At 40.3% G+C, this 17301-nt stretch carries 19 protein-coding genes; 8 read left to right on the forward strand and 11 right to left on the reverse strand.

Translation table 11 applies throughout. The features are described from left to right. The first annotated feature begins 124 nt into the window (after window positions 1–124). Window positions 125–1315, forward strand: a complete 1191-nt coding sequence (locus AB1A65_RS13355; RefSeq protein ID WP_366590013.1) for an LETM1-related biofilm-associated protein — start codon at window positions 125–127, stop codon at window positions 1313–1315. A gap of 90 nt (window positions 1316–1405) precedes the next feature. Here the strand turns inward: AB1A65_RS13355 and AB1A65_RS13360 are convergent, their stop codons facing one another. The 8 genes from AB1A65_RS13360 to AB1A65_RS13395 form a co-directional block, all read right to left on the reverse strand. Then, on the reverse strand, window positions 1406–2161 hold the full coding sequence (locus AB1A65_RS13360) for a LytTR family DNA-binding domain-containing protein (protein ID WP_366590016.1): 756 nt from the start codon (window positions 2159–2161) through the stop codon (window positions 1406–1408). Between the two features lie 15 nt (window positions 2162–2176). After that, window positions 2177–2509, reverse strand: a complete 333-nt coding sequence (locus AB1A65_RS13365) for a 2TM domain-containing protein (RefSeq protein WP_366590019.1) — start codon at window positions 2507–2509, stop codon at window positions 2177–2179. Window positions 2510–2511: 2 nt separating this feature from the next. Further along, window positions 2512–2847 (reverse strand): 2TM domain-containing protein, encoded by a 336-nt coding sequence (locus AB1A65_RS13370; protein ID WP_366590022.1) that lies wholly within the window; start codon window positions 2845–2847, stop codon window positions 2512–2514. 9 nt (window positions 2848–2856) lie between these two features. Next, window positions 2857–3162: a 2TM domain-containing protein gene (locus AB1A65_RS13375; protein WP_366590024.1), complete on the reverse strand. Its 306-nt coding sequence runs from the start codon at window positions 3160–3162 to the stop codon at window positions 2857–2859. 2 nt (window positions 3163–3164) lie between these two features. Next, window positions 3165–3467, reverse strand: coding sequence for a 2TM domain-containing protein (locus AB1A65_RS13380; protein WP_366590026.1), 303 nt, complete (start codon window positions 3465–3467; stop codon window positions 3165–3167). A gap of 39 nt (window positions 3468–3506) precedes the next feature. Further along, the gene (locus AB1A65_RS13385; RefSeq protein WP_366590028.1) at window positions 3507–3785 is read right to left on the reverse strand and encodes a 2TM domain-containing protein; all 279 of its coding nucleotides are present in this window, start codon (window positions 3783–3785) and stop codon (window positions 3507–3509) included. Window positions 3786–3993: 208 nt separating this feature from the next. Then, entirely contained in the window at window positions 3994–5337 is a 1344-nt protein-coding gene (locus AB1A65_RS13390; RefSeq protein ID WP_366590030.1) for a 2TM domain-containing protein, read from the reverse strand. 251 nt (window positions 5338–5588) lie between these two features. Continuing rightward, a complete protein-coding gene (locus AB1A65_RS13395; RefSeq protein ID WP_366590033.1) occupies window positions 5589–6698 on the reverse strand; it encodes a hypothetical protein in 1110 nt (369 codons plus the stop codon). A 210-nt stretch (window positions 6699–6908) separates the two neighbouring features. Between AB1A65_RS13395 and AB1A65_RS13400 the strand changes: the two genes are divergently transcribed. The 3 genes from AB1A65_RS13400 (at window position 6909) to AB1A65_RS13410 (ending at window position 10851) form a co-directional block, all read left to right on the forward strand. Continuing rightward, on the forward strand, window positions 6909–9308 hold the full coding sequence (locus tag AB1A65_RS13400; RefSeq protein WP_366590035.1) for a TonB-dependent receptor: 2400 nt from the start codon (window positions 6909–6911) through the stop codon (window positions 9306–9308). A 4-nt stretch (window positions 9309–9312) separates the two neighbouring features. Beyond that, window positions 9313–10155 (forward strand): DUF4249 domain-containing protein, encoded by an 843-nt coding sequence (locus AB1A65_RS13405; protein WP_366590037.1) that lies wholly within the window; start codon window positions 9313–9315, stop codon window positions 10153–10155. Between the two features lie 87 nt (window positions 10156–10242). Further along, window positions 10243–10851, forward strand: a complete 609-nt coding sequence (locus tag AB1A65_RS13410) for an FMN-binding negative transcriptional regulator (RefSeq protein ID WP_366590040.1) — start codon at window positions 10243–10245, stop codon at window positions 10849–10851. Between the two features lie 4 nt (window positions 10852–10855). Here AB1A65_RS13410 and AB1A65_RS13415 read toward each other — a convergent pair whose 3' ends face one another. Beyond that, window positions 10856–12628: a type IX secretion system membrane protein PorP/SprF gene (locus tag AB1A65_RS13415; RefSeq protein ID WP_366590042.1), complete on the reverse strand. Its 1773-nt coding sequence runs from the start codon at window positions 12626–12628 to the stop codon at window positions 10856–10858. 297 nt (window positions 12629–12925) lie between these two features. On the opposite strand from AB1A65_RS13415, the gene AB1A65_RS13420 reads away from it, so the two are divergent. From AB1A65_RS13420 to AB1A65_RS13430, 3 genes are all read left to right on the forward strand, one after another. After that, complete coding sequence (locus tag AB1A65_RS13420) at window positions 12926–13405, forward strand: GNAT family N-acetyltransferase (RefSeq protein WP_366590044.1); 480 nt, start codon at window positions 12926–12928, stop codon at window positions 13403–13405. A gap of 173 nt (window positions 13406–13578) precedes the next feature. Then, window positions 13579–14001, forward strand: coding sequence for a DoxX family protein (locus tag AB1A65_RS13425; RefSeq protein WP_366590046.1), 423 nt, complete (start codon window positions 13579–13581; stop codon window positions 13999–14001). A gap of 137 nt (window positions 14002–14138) precedes the next feature. Then, on the forward strand, window positions 14139–15080 hold the full coding sequence (locus tag AB1A65_RS13430; RefSeq protein ID WP_366590048.1) for a LysR substrate-binding domain-containing protein: 942 nt from the start codon (window positions 14139–14141) through the stop codon (window positions 15078–15080). A 29-nt stretch (window positions 15081–15109) separates the two neighbouring features. On the opposite strand, the gene AB1A65_RS13435 is transcribed toward AB1A65_RS13430, so the two are convergent. Then, window positions 15110–15307 (reverse strand): hypothetical protein, encoded by a 198-nt coding sequence (locus AB1A65_RS13435; protein WP_366590214.1) that lies wholly within the window; start codon window positions 15305–15307, stop codon window positions 15110–15112. Between the two features lie 215 nt (window positions 15308–15522). Between AB1A65_RS13435 and AB1A65_RS13440 the strand changes: the two genes are divergently transcribed. Next, on the forward strand, window positions 15523–16710 hold the full coding sequence (locus AB1A65_RS13440) for a D-alanyl-D-alanine carboxypeptidase (protein WP_366590050.1): 1188 nt from the start codon (window positions 15523–15525) through the stop codon (window positions 16708–16710). On the opposite strand, the gene nudK is transcribed toward AB1A65_RS13440, so the two are convergent. Next, entirely contained in the window at window positions 16704–17291 is a 588-nt protein-coding gene (nudK, locus tag AB1A65_RS13445) for a GDP-mannose pyrophosphatase NudK (protein ID WP_366590052.1), read from the reverse strand. The genes AB1A65_RS13440 and nudK overlap by 7 nt on opposite strands. Window positions 17292–17301 lie beyond the last annotated feature (10 nt).

Below are 17301 nucleotides of genomic sequence, written 5' to 3' on the forward strand. Positions count from 1 at the left end.
CTTCTAAAGAGCGGTTTGGTTTTAAAATGTTAAAAAATTCTTAATGAAACGATAATGTGGCTTTTGATCATGGTTCATAAAAAGTCCCATAATTTGCTTTACTTTGACCTGCAAATAGGATACAATGAACCCTTCAGCTTCTGGATGGATCAACAAGTTTGGGCACCTTGTTGATAAGGAAACCGAGATTTATTCTGATTTCGAGAGCTTGTACCAAGAGCTTAAAAGGAATGGTTTTGTGTATGGGGTGCATCTGGATATAGCTCCTTTTATTGAAGTGGAGCATACCCTCAGTGAAGATGAAATTGCCAAGATCAATTTGCTCACAGCACTCTATTTTACCTTTCAATTTGAAAAGAAAGATTCGAATTTTACCGAATTCGTCAATACCATTTTCGAGTATTATCAGGCCTTGGAAGTAGGGCGAATTTCCTTTATCAGTAAAATTTTGAGTGGCTCCAAAACGGAATCGCAATTGGAAAAACTGATTGATTCCAGAATCTATTTGGGAGGGAATGCATTCAATCGTGCCTTTGGAAATAGCCTAACCAATTCCTTGCTTTATGTTGATGTGCTCATTTTTAGGGTGTATCTACAAAACAAAATACCCATGATGGAGCATGCCCAGCTGTTGGAATATGTTACCATCAACATTGCATATCATGCCCTAAACTCCAAAGAGACCCATGAAAAAGATGCCAAATTGTTGCAACTTTTAGCCTCTTCCCTAACCTACGTCGATTTGGATGAAGCCAAATTTGATGGTAGCTATCGTGACTTGTTCAGCAAGAATTTCACCAAAATTGAAAAAGATTATTTTTTGGATATGGCCTGCTTGACCATCTGGGAAGACAAGTCGTTGGACTACACTGAATCTGATTATATTTTCGGCCTTGGAAAAGACCTTGGTAAGTCAGAAAAAGAGGTGCAATCCGAGCTCAATTTTGTAAAGAAATTCTTTGATAACAATAAGGACAAAATTGCCTATTTAAATGATAAAAATTTAGCCGCCCAGTTCTATGACGGTATGTCTAAAAATGTGAGCAAACTTATTCTCAGAAATAGCAAAAGACTCAAAAAAGAGCTTATGGAAAGTCGAGAACTTTTGGCACTCTTATCCAAATCCACCGTCAAAGATTTAAGCCCGAAAGAGAAGAAAAAGGTTCAAAATCAATTGGTGGATATTTTTAAAAGTATCCCCTCCCTAGCCATATTTATGCTACCGGGCGGAGCTGTTTTATTGCCTATTTTTATCAAATTGATTCCAAAATTGTTACCATCCGCCTTTGATGATAATCGTATTGAGGAAGATTAGCCTTTTTCAACCAAAAAACTCACTATAAGAAAAATTTATAGTGAGTTTTAAAATTATTCTATGATTTGGTTTTCATGTCATTAAATATATTTATTCCAACCAAAGCTTGAAGTCTTTTACCCGCTCCCGACTCACGATGATTTCTTGTTCATTATAGCGCTTCATCTTAATTTGAAGCCTAGAATTAGTGTAGGAAATAATGTCGTTTATATGACTAACGTTTACAAAATACTTTCGGCTCACCCGAAAAAAGACCTTTGGGGAAAGTTCCTCCTCCAACTGCTCCAAAGTGGTATCCAACAAATAATTTCTTCCCTCCGAAGTTGCCGCATAGGTGCCCTTGTTTTCGGAATAAAAACATTCAACATCATCTGCATTTACAATTTTTAGATGCTGCCCCACTTTCACCGTAAATCTTTTTTTGTACTCACGATCCAAGGGGTCCGCCAAGAGCTTTTTAATGTCATTAAAATCGACCGATATTTTTTGGTTTTCCGGTTTAAAATTTCGGTATTTTTTAACGGCCTTTTCAAGGTCCTCATCATCGATGGGTTTCAGTAAATAATCAATGCTATTTAACTTGAATGCCTGGAGTGCATATTCGTCAAAAGCGGTAGTGAAAATGATGGCACTTTTTACATCGACAACATCAAAAATTTCAAAAGATAGACCATCTGACAATTGAATGTCCAAAAAAATAAGATCAGGCTGTGGGTTGTTTTGGAACCACTCTATGGATTCGTCCACGGAGTGCAACATGGTAGACACTTCAACGCCCAGTTCTGCCAACAATCTGCTTAATCGTCTTGCGGCTGGTTTTTCATCCTCTATGATGATTACGTTCATTACAGGTAGAATTTATTAATTACGGAAAGTGCTTTCTTCGTTCTCTAAAAATTTTTGAACCTGTCTTGCTTCCCATTTCTTTAAAAAAGGTAACCCAAAAACACAGATTCCATGAACCAACAAGACAACGCCCCATATAATGGGAATGGATAAAATATTCCAATCCAACCACTCCATAAAATGATCATCCGCAATTTGGGTATGCTGCACAATAAAATTCAACATCCTTGTTTTAATGATGATAATGATAGTGCTAAGTACAACGAAAAGTGCAATGTGTGAGTAAAAAGCCTTTAATTGCGATACACGTTTTTTGGCCCTCTCGTATGTGATAGGTTCCTTTTTCATGGTTATTTGTATTTTTTCAATTCCTCTTCGTCTTTCTGCATATACTTTTGGATTTGGCGCTCCTCCCATTTTCTCAAAAAGGTGAATTTATATCGGAATAAATAGACCGTATGCACCGCCAAAATAACCAACCATATCACCAAATGGATGTCCACCCATGTAAAATAGTAAGGTTTTAGTTGAAATTCATCTGGCAGGTAGGGCTGCAACACCCCAAATCTAAATAGATACAAAACGATGTTTACGGCGAAAAAAATCATTAGATGCCTGAAAAAATCCTTTAGTTCCTTGACCCGCTGCAAAGCTCTGTTGTATTTATTGTTCTCTAGATTTTCCATATCCAATTTCTACACGTACTTATCTGCGTCTTTCTTGTCTTTGTCAATATATTTTTGGATTTGACGCTCTTCCCAGTTTTTCCCAAAAACCAGATTGTACCCAAATACCTTTGCTCCGTGCATCGCTAGACCAATACCCCAAGCAAAAGGAGTAATAAAGTGGGGCCACTGCCAAAAGTAATCGGAATGAAGGTATATGTTCACCAAAATAAATGCATTGATTACCGTATAAATGGCCAGATGAATGTAGAACCCTTTTATTTCTTCCACACGCTTTTTGGCTCTTTTGTATTTGTCTTGTTCCAAATTTTCCATGATTACCTCCATTTTTTTGCTTCTTCATCTTCTTTCATAAACTCCTTTATCTTTCTTTCCTCCCAACCTTTCCCAAAGAAAGGATTTAAGTTAAAAGTACCTACGGCATGAAAAAAGACGCCTATGCCCCAACCAAATGCAGCCCATAGAAACCACATATAGCTAAATCCATTGGTAAGGTAATTGATCAATGCCAAGGCAGATATCACCAGTATATAAGACCACAGGTTGGCGTAGAATTTTTTAAGTACATCAACCCGCTCCTTCGCTCTCATGTATTTGCTTTCTTTATCTAAATTTTCCATGTCTTCTGGTTTTGATAGAACACTTAAATATAAGTATTGTTAAAATTTTTCATCGTTCATTAGTTCTTGGATTTTTCGCTCCTCCCAATCTTTACCTAGAATGGGATTGTACCCTCTGGCACACATCCAAAGAAATACAAGTCCAATTCCCCAGCCTACGGCTGGAAACACCACCCAAGGAAAACTGGTGGTCCTGTAGTTTAGGTATGCCAAAATTGGGATGATAACGCAATAGGCCAACAAGCTCGAATAAAAGGATTTGATTCTTTCAACCTTATTCTTTGCTTTACTATATCTTATTTCGTCTGCACTTTTCATGGTGTCCGGATTTTGTTTTTTGATTACAACTCAAAATTCGGAATATGATAGCGCATGGGGAAAAGTAGTTTCGCGAACTGTTGAATTTAAGGGATGAGTTGTCTTGGCGGGTTAAGGGTTAAGGGTTAATGGAGTTGGGTCAATAATGAAGGGTTAAAGGTGGGTCTCTAATCTCTAGTCTCTAGTCTCTAGTCTCTAGTCTGAAAAATCAAAAATCCTCATTGTCCATAAGCTCCTGAATCTTTCGTTCCTGCCAACGTTTGCCCCACAACGGGTTGTACCCAAAAGCTTCCATACCGTGTGCCAATACTCCAAAACCCCAACCTATGGTTGGGAAGAATGCCCAGAGAAAATCCGTGGTCTTTAAATTGATCCACCATAAAAATGGTATCACTATGCAATAGGCTATTAAATTGCTGTAGAATTCTTTAATAGCCTTTACATGTTCCCTGGCTTTAGCGTAGCGCTTTTCCTCAATATAACTCTTCTGGCTAACCGCTGATGATACTTGCTGGGTGAGCATAGGCAGCGCCACACGAAAATCCAACGTAGATTTCTCGATGACCACCTCGCGATCTGTTAAGATATTGTAGCGCTGTTTAATGTTTTGCAGTCCCACTCCACTGCTTTTCTTCACCACTTGCTTTTCCTGAAGATTGTTGCTCACCACTAACATTCCATCTTGCTCATAGACTTTAATGTGCAAGGGCTTAGATGCAGTGACTACGTTATGCTTCACCGCATTTTCCAATAGTAATTGTAAAGAAAGTGGAACAATCTTGGCATCTGGGAGGGAGCAATTTTCCGGAATTTCAAAAATGATACTATCCTCAAACCGCATTTTTAAAAGTCGCACATACGTTCGTGCAAAATTGAGCTCTTCATCAACAGTGACCAAATCCTTGTTCTTTTGTTCCAGAACATACCGGTACACTTTAGACAGCGAAGTTGTGAACCGTTGGGCTTGGTCTGGGTCCTCTTCAATAAGACTGGTGAGTACATTTAAGCTATTGAATAAAAAATGGGGGTCCAGTTGGTTCTTGAGCGCATCAAACCTAGCCGAAGCGGTGCCTGCAATGATTTTTTGCTCTTTTACCCGTTTTTCTTGCCAATTTTTATAGAAATAGACAGCATGGAAAAATACCGAGACCACCATGGTAATTAACAGGGCTACCACATAGAATGCAGGTTCCTCACCCGCTACGAAGGTATCCCAGTCCTTTCCCTCAAAACCCAACCCTACAACAATTCTAATCCATAAAATCCCCAACATGGTAACCAGAACACCCCCTAGAGCACTAATGACCAGCCGATATTTGGCATATCGTTTCCATGTAACCTTTTGGTTCACATAGTCATAATAGAAACTGTTCAAAAACGTAAGTACAATGGAGTAGAAAATGTAATATCCCACCTCACGCATAAGGTTGGAATCAAAGGCCACATCTTTTCCCGAAAGGGCTTCCAGCCCAATAAAGATGATGGCCAATACAAGGCCTACGAGTATAGCAACTGACAGTAGCTTGCCTATATATTTAATCGTCTTGTCCATTCCCGGTATCATTAACACTCCCTCTATTTACATCAAAAAGGGCGTATCATTGCTAAAATTAGCAAAAAGTTTTAACGCCCTTTTCATTGTCTTGACTGATGATTTCTTGATTGATGCTCCAAAAGTGCTCAGAAAAAAGGCTTTTGAAAAGAAAGAAGTACCGAATTGTGGATTTTACTGGACGAACTGTAAACAAAAAAGCCCGACAACCAAATAGCTGCCGGGCCAACACTTGAAAATTAAACTATTTACTATTTAACCTCATACGCTTTATGAATAGCCTCATCAAAGGCTTTCCAATGGGCTTCAGTCATTCTCCCCGGGGTGAACAAACAAATTCCCGTTGCGCCGTTCTCCATGGAGCCTTTGATAGCCTCACCAATCTCTTCAGGAAGCAACCCATGGTTCTCTGGGTCTTTTTCACTTCCCTTTTTCTCTGGCTTAGGACAAATGAACAGACCACTGTAGACCGGAGTTCCGTTTTTTGCCGTAGCCACTTCTTCATTTACCATTTCCCCCACCCATTCTGGACCTTCTAAATAAAAATCGTTATAGTTCATGGGATAAATAGCATCCAAATTCCATTTGCCCCAGTCTTGCCTAACCAATTTTTTGGCTATGGAGGGGCCCGGGAAAACAGCGGCATTTATCTTTTTTCCTTTGGAATGCACCACATCTGCCAAACGGTTGACCATATTGGTAATAAGATCATATCGGAATTGTTTCCATTCTGGAACCTCGGCAGGGTCTTCCGCTTCATTGATATCAATCCCTGTTTTGTCTTCAAAGGCTGATGTGCAATCATCGCAATAGCAGTAATCAAATTGCGGATATTCACGGTCCATGACCAAACCATATTTGTCCCAAAGTCCTCGGGCCAAAATAACATCAGGAAAACGGATGTAATCCAGATGGATGCCATCCACCTCATCTATTTCAGCTACGCTACCATAGAGATCGGCCAAAAAGTCATATACCCCTTCCTTGCTAGGACACAAAAAAGTGTAATGAGGTACATAAGCCGGCTTATCAAAAGCTGATTCCCCTTTTCCGTTGATGGCGTACCATTCCTTCTTTAACTTGGGATTCTCACCCTGCACCATGGTAGGAATCCAAGTATGGAACTCCATCCCGGCTTCTTTTACCAACTTGCCAACACGCTTATAGGTTTGCGGATCATGGCCTCCATTGTACATCAACCCATCCACACCTTTCTCTTTCAAATCTGAAAATTGTTCCGTTAATTCTTGATCGGTTGCCTCACCCGGACCTCCAATCCAAGCGTAAACCGAAATTTTGTTTTTCTCTGTGCATGCTGTCAAGGATAGCACCAAAGCCATCACTAAAAGGAATCTGTTCATTGGTTTGTAATTATGTGTTAAAGGAAATTTAGGGAATCTTTTTCGTCGCCCCTCTGAAACTTAGACGAACAACGTCTCTGCCCAAACGAACAGACTTCTTCCCATGTCAATTTCTTTTTTTTGATCCAAATGCAACCCTCTATCATTTGATTTGTCATTAAGACGAATACATCAAAAAACGAATACCTAATTCTTAAATCAAATCATCAAATGAAACAAAAAAAGAAAGGGAACAGGGCTGCCCATTGGGGCTTGGTCCTAAGCCTTCTATTGGGCACATCATTCTTACAGGCCCAGAACAATTTTACCATTAGTGGGAAAGTCACCGACCAAAGCAATGGGGAGACGCTTTTTGGCACTTCCATCTTTTTGCAGGGAACTGATATTGGTGCCATAACCAATGAATATGGCTTCTATTCCATAAGTGCCCCACCGGGTTCTTATACCCTTATCTTTTCGTATATGGGCTTTAATGAGGTGCACAAACAAGTGGTTTTGTACCAGAATATGACCTTGGATATGGAACTGGTGGAGTTTTCCACGCAATTGGATGAAGTTGAGGTCACTGCAGAAGAACCAGAACGGGCTGTTCTCCGTAAACCCGAGATGAGTGTATCCAAACTCAATATTAAGACGGTAAAACAGATGCCCGTGGTCTTAGGTGAAGTGGATATCATTAAGTCGTTACAGATTCTCCCTGGGGTTACCAGCAATGGGGAAGGCTCCAGCGGATTTCATGTACGTGGCGGTGCGGTGGACCAGAACTTGGTTTTACTGGATGAGGCCATCATCTATAACACCTCCCACCTTTTGGGTTTCTTTTCGGTTTTTAATGCCGATGCGGTAAAGGACCTCAAACTATACAAAGGCGGTATCCCAGCCAGATTTGGTGGTCGAGTCTCCTCTGTTTTGGACGTTCGACAAAAAGACGGGAACAGCAAAAATTTTGAAATGACCGGAGGTATTGGGGCCATTTCCAGTAGATTGGCACTTGAAGGTCCTATGTTCAATGAACATGGTTCCTTTTTGATTGCCGGAAGGGGCTCCTATGCCCATCTTTTCTTAAAATTGGCTGGCGAAGACAATAGCGCCAATTTTTATGACCTCAATTTAAAGACCAACTACAACCTCAACAAAAATAATCGCCTTTATTTATCTGGCTATTTTGGGCGTGACCTTTTTGATATAGGGGGTTCCTTCAGCAGTAGTTATGGTAACGCATCAGGAAACCTAAGGTGGAACCATATTTTCAATGATCGTCTTTTTTCCAACCTATCACTGATTTACAGCAATTACGACTACGAACTCAACATCAACGACTTTGAGTTTGATTGGGTGTCCTCCATCCAGAACTATAATATCAAGTATGATCTGAAGTATTATTTCAACGATGCCTTTAAGTTGGATTTTGGGGTTGGCACCATAAAGTATGAGTTTGATCCTGGACGGATAAAGCCCACAGGTCCAAACTCTGCTATTAATGAACTGCAGTTGGATAAAAAAAGAGCACTGGAAAGCGCTGCTTATATCAACGCGGAGCACAAGCTCACCGACAATCTAACCGCCCAATATGGTATTCGGTTCAGCCATTTTAATCGAATGGGAGGACAACCATTGAATGACTATTTGGATGATCGCCCATTGGTGTACAATAGCACCCTCCGCATTTACGAAAGACAGGACCCTATTGGTGAGACGGTGTACTCAAAAAGTGAAAGCATTGAAACCTTTAGCAATTTTGAGCCACGGGTTTCCTTGGCTTACCAACTTAATGAGTTCTCTTCGGTGAAAGCGGGATATTCCCGTGCGGCACAGTACATCCATTTATTGTCCAACACCACTGCTGTGACCCCCATTGATGTTTGGACGCCCAGTGGCAAATACATCAAACCACAGCTCTCTGACCAATATGCCTTGGGCTATTTCAGAAATTTTAAGGATAAAACGTATTCCATGGAAGTGGAAACTTTCTACAAAACAGTCGAAAACCGGATTGATTACGTTGACGGTTCCGACCTTATCGGCAACAATACTATTGAACGTGAAATACTCTCAGGAGAATCCCGGGCGTACGGACTTGAAGTGTTGCTACGTAAAAATGAAGGGGCGTTCACGGGATGGGTCGCCTATACCCTAGCCAAATCTGAACAACGAACCCCTGGAGGCGATGCCGGTGGACCTGGAATAAATGATGGGGATTGGTACAGCACACCGTATGACCGCACCCACGACATATCCGTAACAGGAGCCTATCAATTGAATGAGAAATGGAGTTTTGGTGCCAATGCCATCTATCAAACGGGGCGGCCTGTTACCTATCCCAATGGGCAATATCAGTATGAAGGGGTTTCCATTGCCAGCTATTCGCAACGCAATGCAGACCGATTGCCAGCGTATCACCGCTTGGATGTATCTGCCACGTATCGACCTAACCGAAGGCCTGAGAAAAGATGGAAGGGTGAATGGGTATTCGGTATTTATAATGTCTTCAATCGAAAAAATGCGGCCTCCATCTCCTTTGGTCAAAATTTGGAGACCGGTGCCAATGAAGCTACCCGAACCGCCATTTTTGGCATTGTGCCCTCTGTAACGTATAATTTTAAATTCTAAAGTGATGAAACCATTTTATATCCTATATTTTTTTCTTTTGCTCTCGATTGCTTCCTGTACCGATGTCATTGATGTTGATGTGCCCGAGGCGCCGCCCAGACTTACCGTTGAAGCTTCCTTGGATTGGGAAAGAGGTACGACTGGAAACAATCAGACTATTTTGTTGCGTACTTCAACCCCTTATTTTGCGGAACAGAAGATAGCTCCCGTCTTGGGAGCATCGGTTCGGGTAACCAATACCGATTCAGGGGCCGATTTTGTTTTTGAAGACCAAAACAACGGTCAATATACCACCTCTAGCTTTATTCCCGTTCTTGGTGACACCTATTCATTGGAGGTTATTTATAATGATGAACTATATACTGCCACCGAGACCTTGGTTCCGGTCAGCACTATTGTTGATGTGTTTCAATCCACAGAAGGTGGGGAAGATGAAGATGCCTTAGAAGTGAACGTAACGTTTGAAGATCCTGCTGGAATAGAGAACTATTACTTTTTACGCTTCCAGAGTGATGCTGACCTCTTCCCAGAGCTGTATTACATCAAAGATGAGTTTATTGATGGAAACGATTTTACCATTTACTATGAAAAAATCGGGGATGAAGAAGGTGATGTACAAGAGTTTCAGCCTGGCGAGACAGTTGCTATCGGTTTTCATGGGATTTCTAAACAATACCACGACTATCTGCGCCTATTGGTGGACCAATATGAATTTGCGGGAAACCCTTTTAGTCCCACTCCTGTGCCATTGGTAGGCAATTGTGTGAATATCGATAACCCAGAGAATATTGCTTACGGGTATTTTCGGGTCACGGAGACCATAAAGACCCAGTACACTTTTGAATAATATTTTGATTCCATAAGGCCCAATTAAATTGGGCCTTTCTATTTGTCCTATCTTTAGCGCGGTAATTTTATTTCTTCAAAATATTTCATGTACACACCTCAACATTATAAGAATGAAGACCTTTCCGAAATAAAGGAATTCTTGGTCAACAACAGTTTTGGCATCTTGATCAATACGGTTGATAGTAAACCTTGGGCCACCCATATTCCGCTGGAACTGGATAAAACTGATGACGGTAAAGACATTCTAGTGGGACATATTGCGAAAGCAAATCCGCAATGGAAACATTTTTCAGAAAACCAAGAGGTACTTTGTATTTTCAATGGACCCCACAGCTATATCTCTTCTTCGTGGTACAAGGAAGAGGAAGTTCCTACCTGGAACTATATTGCCGTTCACGTGTATGGAAAGCTACAAATCTTATCGGAAGAAGAAACCTTGGCCTCTATGCACAAACTGGTGGAGAAGTACGAACAGGGCTCAAAACACCCTATTTCCCTTAAAAATATGTCGCCCAAAACATTGCGACAAGTGAAAGGAGTGGTTGGGTTTCAAATTGAGATAAGCGACATTCAGGCCACCTACAAACTTTCCCAAACTAGAACCGAGGACCATGCCAAAATCATTTCGGAACTCGAAGAACGGGATTCAGGTAGTAAATCAATAGCCTCAGAAATGAAGAACAGAAAACCGTAAGATACTATTCTATATCTTGGAATATGGCATCTGCCCAATTAGAATATCTGGGATTGTCTACGTGCATGATCCAAATCTCATCGCTGTACTTGCCTTTCATTTTGGATTGATAAGCTGCATAGGCATCGTTGTTTTGGTCGTATTTGGCCAAGTACACATAGTTAAGACCGTTATCCGGGTTCTTGAAATACTGCGGATTTAACCCTTGGGCCTTAAGTTTTTCCATAAAACTTTTTAAGTATCGTTCATTTTTGAACACATTGGCCACAATATAATGCCCCTTTCCTACCCCATCCAAACTGATGAATTTTTCTATAGGCTTATAGGCACCACCAGTGAAAGTTCCCTTTTTTTCTTGGGGCTCCTTTTTGACAGCGGTAATGTTGTCTGCCAATTGGTCCTTTTGAATGGAATTATAGATGGAGTCCAAATCCTCATTTTTGGCCAGAAACAATTTTTGGGCTTTTGCTTCAATCTCTGGACGCTCATCGTTCGTCTGCCGCTTAACCATACGCATTACCATTTCAAAACGCTTTTCAAGCTCCTTTTCGCGGCTCTGCTCCATCGAGTCCATTTTAAAAAGCAATTCATCAATCACGGCATGGCTATTCTCTTGTTGTGCTTTTAAAATCGCTATTTGTTCTTCCCAGAAGGCCAAATCCTCTTTGTTCGTAGGGCGTAATGTGGTTTCAACATCCAACTTTCCTTTTTTCTCTTCTTTTTCCTTTTTGGTATCCGCAACCAACCCACCTTCAATGGGTTTTCTAGTTTTGGGGTCATCATCATTGTCCACCACAATATTTCTGGCCATCATCGGCACAAAAGAGTATGCAATTGAAATTTCGTGGGTGACACCTAAATTCAAAAAGTCATTGTTCAGATTTTTCTCGAAGTTGTAACCAAATGAAAGTCTTCTGTTTAGATTGAATCCAGTTCCAGCAGAAGCTCCGTAAAACTGGTCGTAACCTCCTTGAATCCATCCCAGTTTAGGAAGGTCAAGAATAATACCTCCTCCAAAAATGGGGTCTTGGTCTCCTTCAAGTCGTACACGCGCCAAGGGCAGCAATCGACCATCTTCAAAAATCCCGGAGCCGTTAGTAAACTCCTGTGCAAATTGAAGGTGTCCAGAGAAAGTCTTCTGACTTAAATCCGTCAGGGATTTCCCTGAACTTACATTATAATCCAATAAATTATGGGCGAACACCCCAAAATCAAATTTGCCAATAGACAGGTTCAACCCAGGTTGAAACGAAATAATGGAATTATTGGAAGTATCATTTAGCAATGGGTCTTCTTCAATTGTGACCGCTCTATCCGGGTCAAAACTACTCACGTAATACGGAATATTGACCCCAAAAGTGAGACTGCTTTCCTTACCCAGTTGAATACCATGTGCGTAGTTGGCCATTACCCCTAGGTTCGATATCACTCCCTCTTGTTGGTTGTATAGACTGAATCCCACACCAATCCTATCACTTACCTGACCACTGTAACTCAAAAAATAATTCTGGTTATTGTTGTCAAAATCGGCACTTTGGCTTCTATGGAATAGGTTAATGTATGATTTATCCTCCCTGACAGAAGAAAAAGTGGGGTTGATGAGGAACCGATTAAACTTTAACAGGTTCTGAAAAGGAACGTTATAAGTTACATACGGGTTGCTATCCTGAGCGTGAGCCAATGGGCCCAATAACATGCAACATAAAATCAAATAAAAAGCCCGGTCAATTGAAAGCAGGGGTATGTATTTGGAAAATAAAGGTAGTTTTATATCCATAGCCGATGGGGGTTTGTAGGTTAATGTACCTGTTTGGGGCAGGCGGATGTTTTCTGTTTGGTCTCATTAGCAAGATTTGGGAACTTGTAAGAGTTTTACTACTTAAATTATATACAACATTACGTATTTAATCGGTAAACCGCTAATTTTTTCGTTGAAAAACAGGCTTACTCGTTATCTTAAACGTAAACAATCAAAAAAAATTGAGTATTGCCCCTAGAAAAGAGCAGGTTAGATGTATTTTTTTTCGTGTATTCCCACTAATTTTACGACTTCTTATGTTAACTTTTTCGAGCTATGGACCATTCTATCAACATTGTTCCCTATTCAGATACGTATGCCGCTGCCTTTAGGTCACTTAATGAGGAATGGATAAGCAGATACTTTAAAATGGAGGAGATGGACCGTATTTCGCTGTATCATCCAAAGGAATATATCTTGGACAAAGGTGGCTATATTGGCGTTGCCCTATTGAACGGCGAAGCGGTGGGCGTATGCGCACTTATACCCAGCTACAAAAAAGAGTACGATTTTGAACTGGCAAAGATGGGTGTCTCACCAAAAGCACAAGGAAAAGGCATTGGAAAATTGTTGGGGCTTCATATAATAGAAAAAGCTAAATCTTTAGGAGCTAAAAAACTGTATCTGGAGAGCAACCGAATACTAAAACCCGCCCTCAGTCTATATGAAAAACTTGGTTTCAAGGAGATCGTGGGCGCCACTTCGCCCTATGAACGTAGTGATATTCAGATGGAGTTGACCCTATCCGCTTCTTAGCAAATCCATGTGGTCATATCTCGCGCCTAGCCATCTTAACACACAATTATAGGAAGGAAAAGTTCCTTAGTCTATTTTGAAATTTACTCCCCAATGAATCTGCTTTGTCTTTTTCATTTTCATACATCATTAAAAATGAGTATATTAAAGAGTAAATTTTAAATTCAGAAACCATGGGAACAGTTAAAAACCTGAACAAATGGGCCAACGCCCACACCTACTATCCTTTGGACATTCTACGTGTTGCCCTTGGGGTATTTCTCTTTATCAAGGGGATTGAGTTCATGACCAATTATGAACAAATGTCTGAGATAGTTAGGCCCTTTCAGGAAATGCCTGGCGGCATGATTATTTTGCACTATGTGGCCCCTGCACATTTTGTAGGTGGATTTTTAATTGTAATCGGTCTTCTCACTAGATGGGCCGTACTTGCGCAGCTACCCATATTATTTGGTGCCATTATCACCAACTTTTTGGGAGTAATGAATTGGACCAATCTAATTATGGCCATAATACTATTATTGGGTTGTGTCTTCTTTGCTCTATACGGGTCTGGAAAACACTCAGCTGATTATTATCTGAAAATGCAGCAATAATCTAAGTCAACTACAAAAACATAGTAAAAATACCCGCCTCGGCGGGTTTATTTTTTGAACACCATCCAATAATCGTCTCATTTTCTATAAATAAAATTGATAGGTTTTTATATTTTTATGGTTCAAATTTATAGTGTATGACCATAACACAATTACAATATGTCCTTGCGGTTGCAGAATACAAGAACTTCACCTTGGCGGCTGAAAAGAGTTTTGTTACCCAGCCTACCCTGAGTATGCAAGTACAAAAATTGGAGGATGAACTTGGTGTTTTGATTTTTGATAGAGGAAAAAAGCCCATCACTATTACCGAGGTGGGCAAAAAGATTGTGGATCAGGCCAAAAATATAGTGGCCGAAGCGGAACGCATCAAGGATATTGTGGATCAGGACAAAGGGTTTATTGGTGGGGACTACACCCTTGGAATCATCCCAACGGTAATGCCCACACTCTTGCCCATGTTCTTGAACACCTTTATTAAAAAATACCCCAAAGTCAACCTTATCATCAAAGAGCAACCCACAGATGCCTTGATTAGGAATCTTTTAGATGGCCATTTGGATGCTGCCATTGCTGCCACCCCTCTAGAGATTGAATTTATCAAGGAGCGACCTTTGTATTATGAGCCATTTGTAGGGTACGTTCCACAGAACCATAGATTATCCGGTGAGCAATTATTGACAACAGAGCATCTGGACGTCAGTGACATTTTACTCTTACAGGATGGGCATTGTTTTAGAGACGGTGTCATCAATCTTTGTAAATCCACCAAAAACATTCAGGGAGAACAGTTTAAAATTGAGAGCGGAAGTTTTGAGACCTTGGTAAGTCTAGCCGATGAAGGTATGGGCATGACTTTGCTCCCTTATTTGAACACATTACAACTGGAATCTAACAAAAAAAGAAACCTGAAACCTTTCAAAAGTCCGTCCCCTGCCCGCGAAATCAGCTTAATTTATCATAAAAGCGAACTAAAAATACAAATAACAGATGCTCTTCGAGAGGTAATTTCCAGTATTGTTCGAGGAGCTATAGCCTTCCAAGATGTGAAAATCATTAGCCCATTGGCCAAAAATTAAGAGAGCCGCTTTCGCGGCTCTATGTTTGGTTAAACTTTTAATAGTAGTAATGTAGGTTGTAACTCTGGCTTGTCCACAATATAAAACTGTAACCAGATTTTTAATTCTTCAATTTCGCTGGGTAATAACCGGGAAATAGCTTTTTTCAATTCTCTAGAGAAGAGTCTAGCATCAAAACTAACTTTTTGAAGGATAGTCTTGGTGTAATCTAACATTGCTCTGGGCATAGAAATTTGATTAAATTGATTAAGTGGTCTTGCAACTAAATTAGCAAAAAACATGTTTAGATGGTTCTTCTTGCAGTTAAAAATTGGATAATTTCGTGTTAAATTCGATAAACGACCGTATGCACCCTCCTCATTTTCAAAAATTTAAGTTCCTTACCATCATGGTGATAGCAGGATTTTTCCTACTTTCCGGATGTTCTCCAATTCGAAAAATAGTGAAAAGTCAACTGCAAGAGGATGTACTTAAAAATTCCTTTCACGGGTTGGTGGTCATTGATACTGAAACCAAAAAAACAATTTACGCACATAACGAAAATCGCTATTTTACTCCCGCCAGCAACACCAAGATTGCTACCTTTTATGCAAGTACAAAGCTACTTCCCAGTACAATTCCAACCTTAAAATATGCTGCTGTCAATGACACTTTATATATTGAAGGAACAGGTGACCCCTCTTGGATCCACCCCCGTTTGGCTGACAGTACTGCCGTTCGTTGGTTGAAAAATCAAGGAACCCTTGCACTGTACACCCAAAATTCCAACGAATCCCGTTTTGGGCCAGGTTGGGCATGGGAAGATTATGACACTTATTTTTCCCCAGAAAAAAGCACCCTTCCATTGTTTGGAAATGTTGTATCCCTCCACTTTAATGATGAATTAGTTGTATCACCAAACTTTTTTGCGGACAAAGTTCAAGTAAAAGACACCACATTAAAAAGAGATGAGTTTACCAATCACTTTTATATATCTCCCACAGAACAAGACACATTAGAAATTCCTTTTATCACCAGTGGTTCCATTACACAAAAGCTATTGGAAGACATGCTAGGAACAACTGTAGTTCTAACCGATCGTTTTCCGTCAGTTGAAAAGAAGACCCTTTATGGCATGGAAACAGATTCCATTTATAGGGATATGCTTTTTGAAAGTGATAATTTTTTGGCTGAGCAATTGTTGATGGTGGCTTCTTCAACGCTTTCTGATACCTTAAGCACCCAAAAAGTGATTGATCACATGTTGGAAAACCATCTAAACGATTTGGAACAGCACCCGAGATGGGTAGATGGTTCCGGATTATCCCGATACAACTTGTTCACACCCAAATCTTTTGTTCAAATTCTTCAAAAAATCCACAATGAAATTCCCGAGGAGCGTTTGTTCCGTATTTTTCCCATGTGGGACGCTTCAGGAACGGTTGAATATTGGGCAGACTCCTCTATTGAACCCTTTATTTTTGCAAAGTCAGGGTCTTTGGGGAACAATTACAACTTGAGCGGTTATCTAAAGACTAAATCAGGGAAATGGCTCATATTCAGTTTTATGAACAATCATTTTAAAGTCCCCACATCACAAATACGAAGTATGATCTATGCCACACTCAAAGATATTCATAATACTTATTGACCCAATAGCTTGTTAATTTGGGCATATTGCAACAACATAATGGTCTTGGCGTCCTTGATCTCTCCTGTTTTTATCATCCGAAGTACATCCTGAAATTTTAATTCCAAAACTTCAATGTTTTCCGTTTCATCCTCAGCACCGCCACCTTCACTAATCTTCATAGTGTCTTCATATTTTCCAATGAAAAAGTACAGGATTTCAGTTACTGAACCTGGGGACATATACGCTTCAAAAACCTTTTTTACCTCATCAATTTGATATCCTGTCTCCTCCTCCACTTCCATACGTATGGTTTCTTCTGCATTGCCTTTTTCCAAAAGTCCGGCACATACCTCTACCATCATTCCATCTTCATTTCCATTGATATAGGTAGGCATCCTAAACTGACGCGTCAATATTACCTTGCCCTTTTCGGCATTATAGAGCAAAATAGCTGCCCCGTTGCCCCGATCATACGCCTCCCGATGTTGGGTCTCCCATGTGCCATCAGGACGCAAATACTCATAGGTAAACTTGTTCAGGGTATACCAGTTATCGGAAAGAAGTTCCTTTTTTATGTTTTTGATGTGATGATTTTCCACAGTTGCTTTT

Origin of the sequence: Allomuricauda sp. ANG21 (assembly GCF_040705235.1) — a bacterium.
Lineage (GTDB): Bacteria > Bacteroidota > Bacteroidia > Flavobacteriales > Flavobacteriaceae > Flagellimonas > Flagellimonas marina.

Coding starts and splice junctions, on each gene's coding strand:
- AB1A65_RS13355 (WP_366590013.1), top strand. CDS start 125: ATGAACCCTTCAGCTTCTGGATGGATCAACAAGTTTGGGCACCTTGTT.
- AB1A65_RS13360 (WP_366590016.1), bottom strand. CDS start 2,161: ATGAACGTAATCATCATAGAGGATGAAAAACCAGCCGCAAGACGATTA.
- AB1A65_RS13365 (WP_366590019.1), bottom strand. CDS start 2,509: ATGAAAAAGGAACCTATCACATACGAGAGGGCCAAAAAACGTGTATCG.
- AB1A65_RS13370 (WP_366590022.1), bottom strand. CDS start 2,847: ATGGAAAATCTAGAGAACAATAAATACAACAGAGCTTTGCAGCGGGTC.
- AB1A65_RS13375 (WP_366590024.1), bottom strand. CDS start 3,162: ATGGAAAATTTGGAACAAGACAAATACAAAAGAGCCAAAAAGCGTGTG.
- AB1A65_RS13380 (WP_366590026.1), bottom strand. CDS start 3,467: ATGGAAAATTTAGATAAAGAAAGCAAATACATGAGAGCGAAGGAGCGG.
- AB1A65_RS13385 (WP_366590028.1), bottom strand. CDS start 3,785: ATGAAAAGTGCAGACGAAATAAGATATAGTAAAGCAAAGAATAAGGTT.
- AB1A65_RS13390 (WP_366590030.1), bottom strand. CDS start 5,337: ATGGACAAGACGATTAAATATATAGGCAAGCTACTGTCAGTTGCTATA.
- AB1A65_RS13395 (WP_366590033.1), bottom strand. CDS start 6,698: ATGAACAGATTCCTTTTAGTGATGGCTTTGGTGCTATCCTTGACAGCA.
- AB1A65_RS13400 (WP_366590035.1), top strand. CDS start 6,909: ATGAAACAAAAAAAGAAAGGGAACAGGGCTGCCCATTGGGGCTTGGTC.
- AB1A65_RS13405 (WP_366590037.1), top strand. CDS start 9,313: ATGAAACCATTTTATATCCTATATTTTTTTCTTTTGCTCTCGATTGCT.
- AB1A65_RS13410 (WP_366590040.1), top strand. CDS start 10,243: ATGTACACACCTCAACATTATAAGAATGAAGACCTTTCCGAAATAAAG.
- AB1A65_RS13415 (WP_366590042.1), bottom strand. CDS start 12,628: ATGGATATAAAACTACCTTTATTTTCCAAATACATACCCCTGCTTTCA.
- AB1A65_RS13420 (WP_366590044.1), top strand. CDS start 12,926: ATGGACCATTCTATCAACATTGTTCCCTATTCAGATACGTATGCCGCT.
- AB1A65_RS13425 (WP_366590046.1), top strand. CDS start 13,579: ATGGGAACAGTTAAAAACCTGAACAAATGGGCCAACGCCCACACCTAC.
- AB1A65_RS13430 (WP_366590048.1), top strand. CDS start 14,139: ATGACCATAACACAATTACAATATGTCCTTGCGGTTGCAGAATACAAG.
- AB1A65_RS13435 (WP_366590214.1), bottom strand. CDS start 15,307: ATGCCCAGAGCAATGTTAGATTACACCAAGACTATCCTTCAAAAAGTT.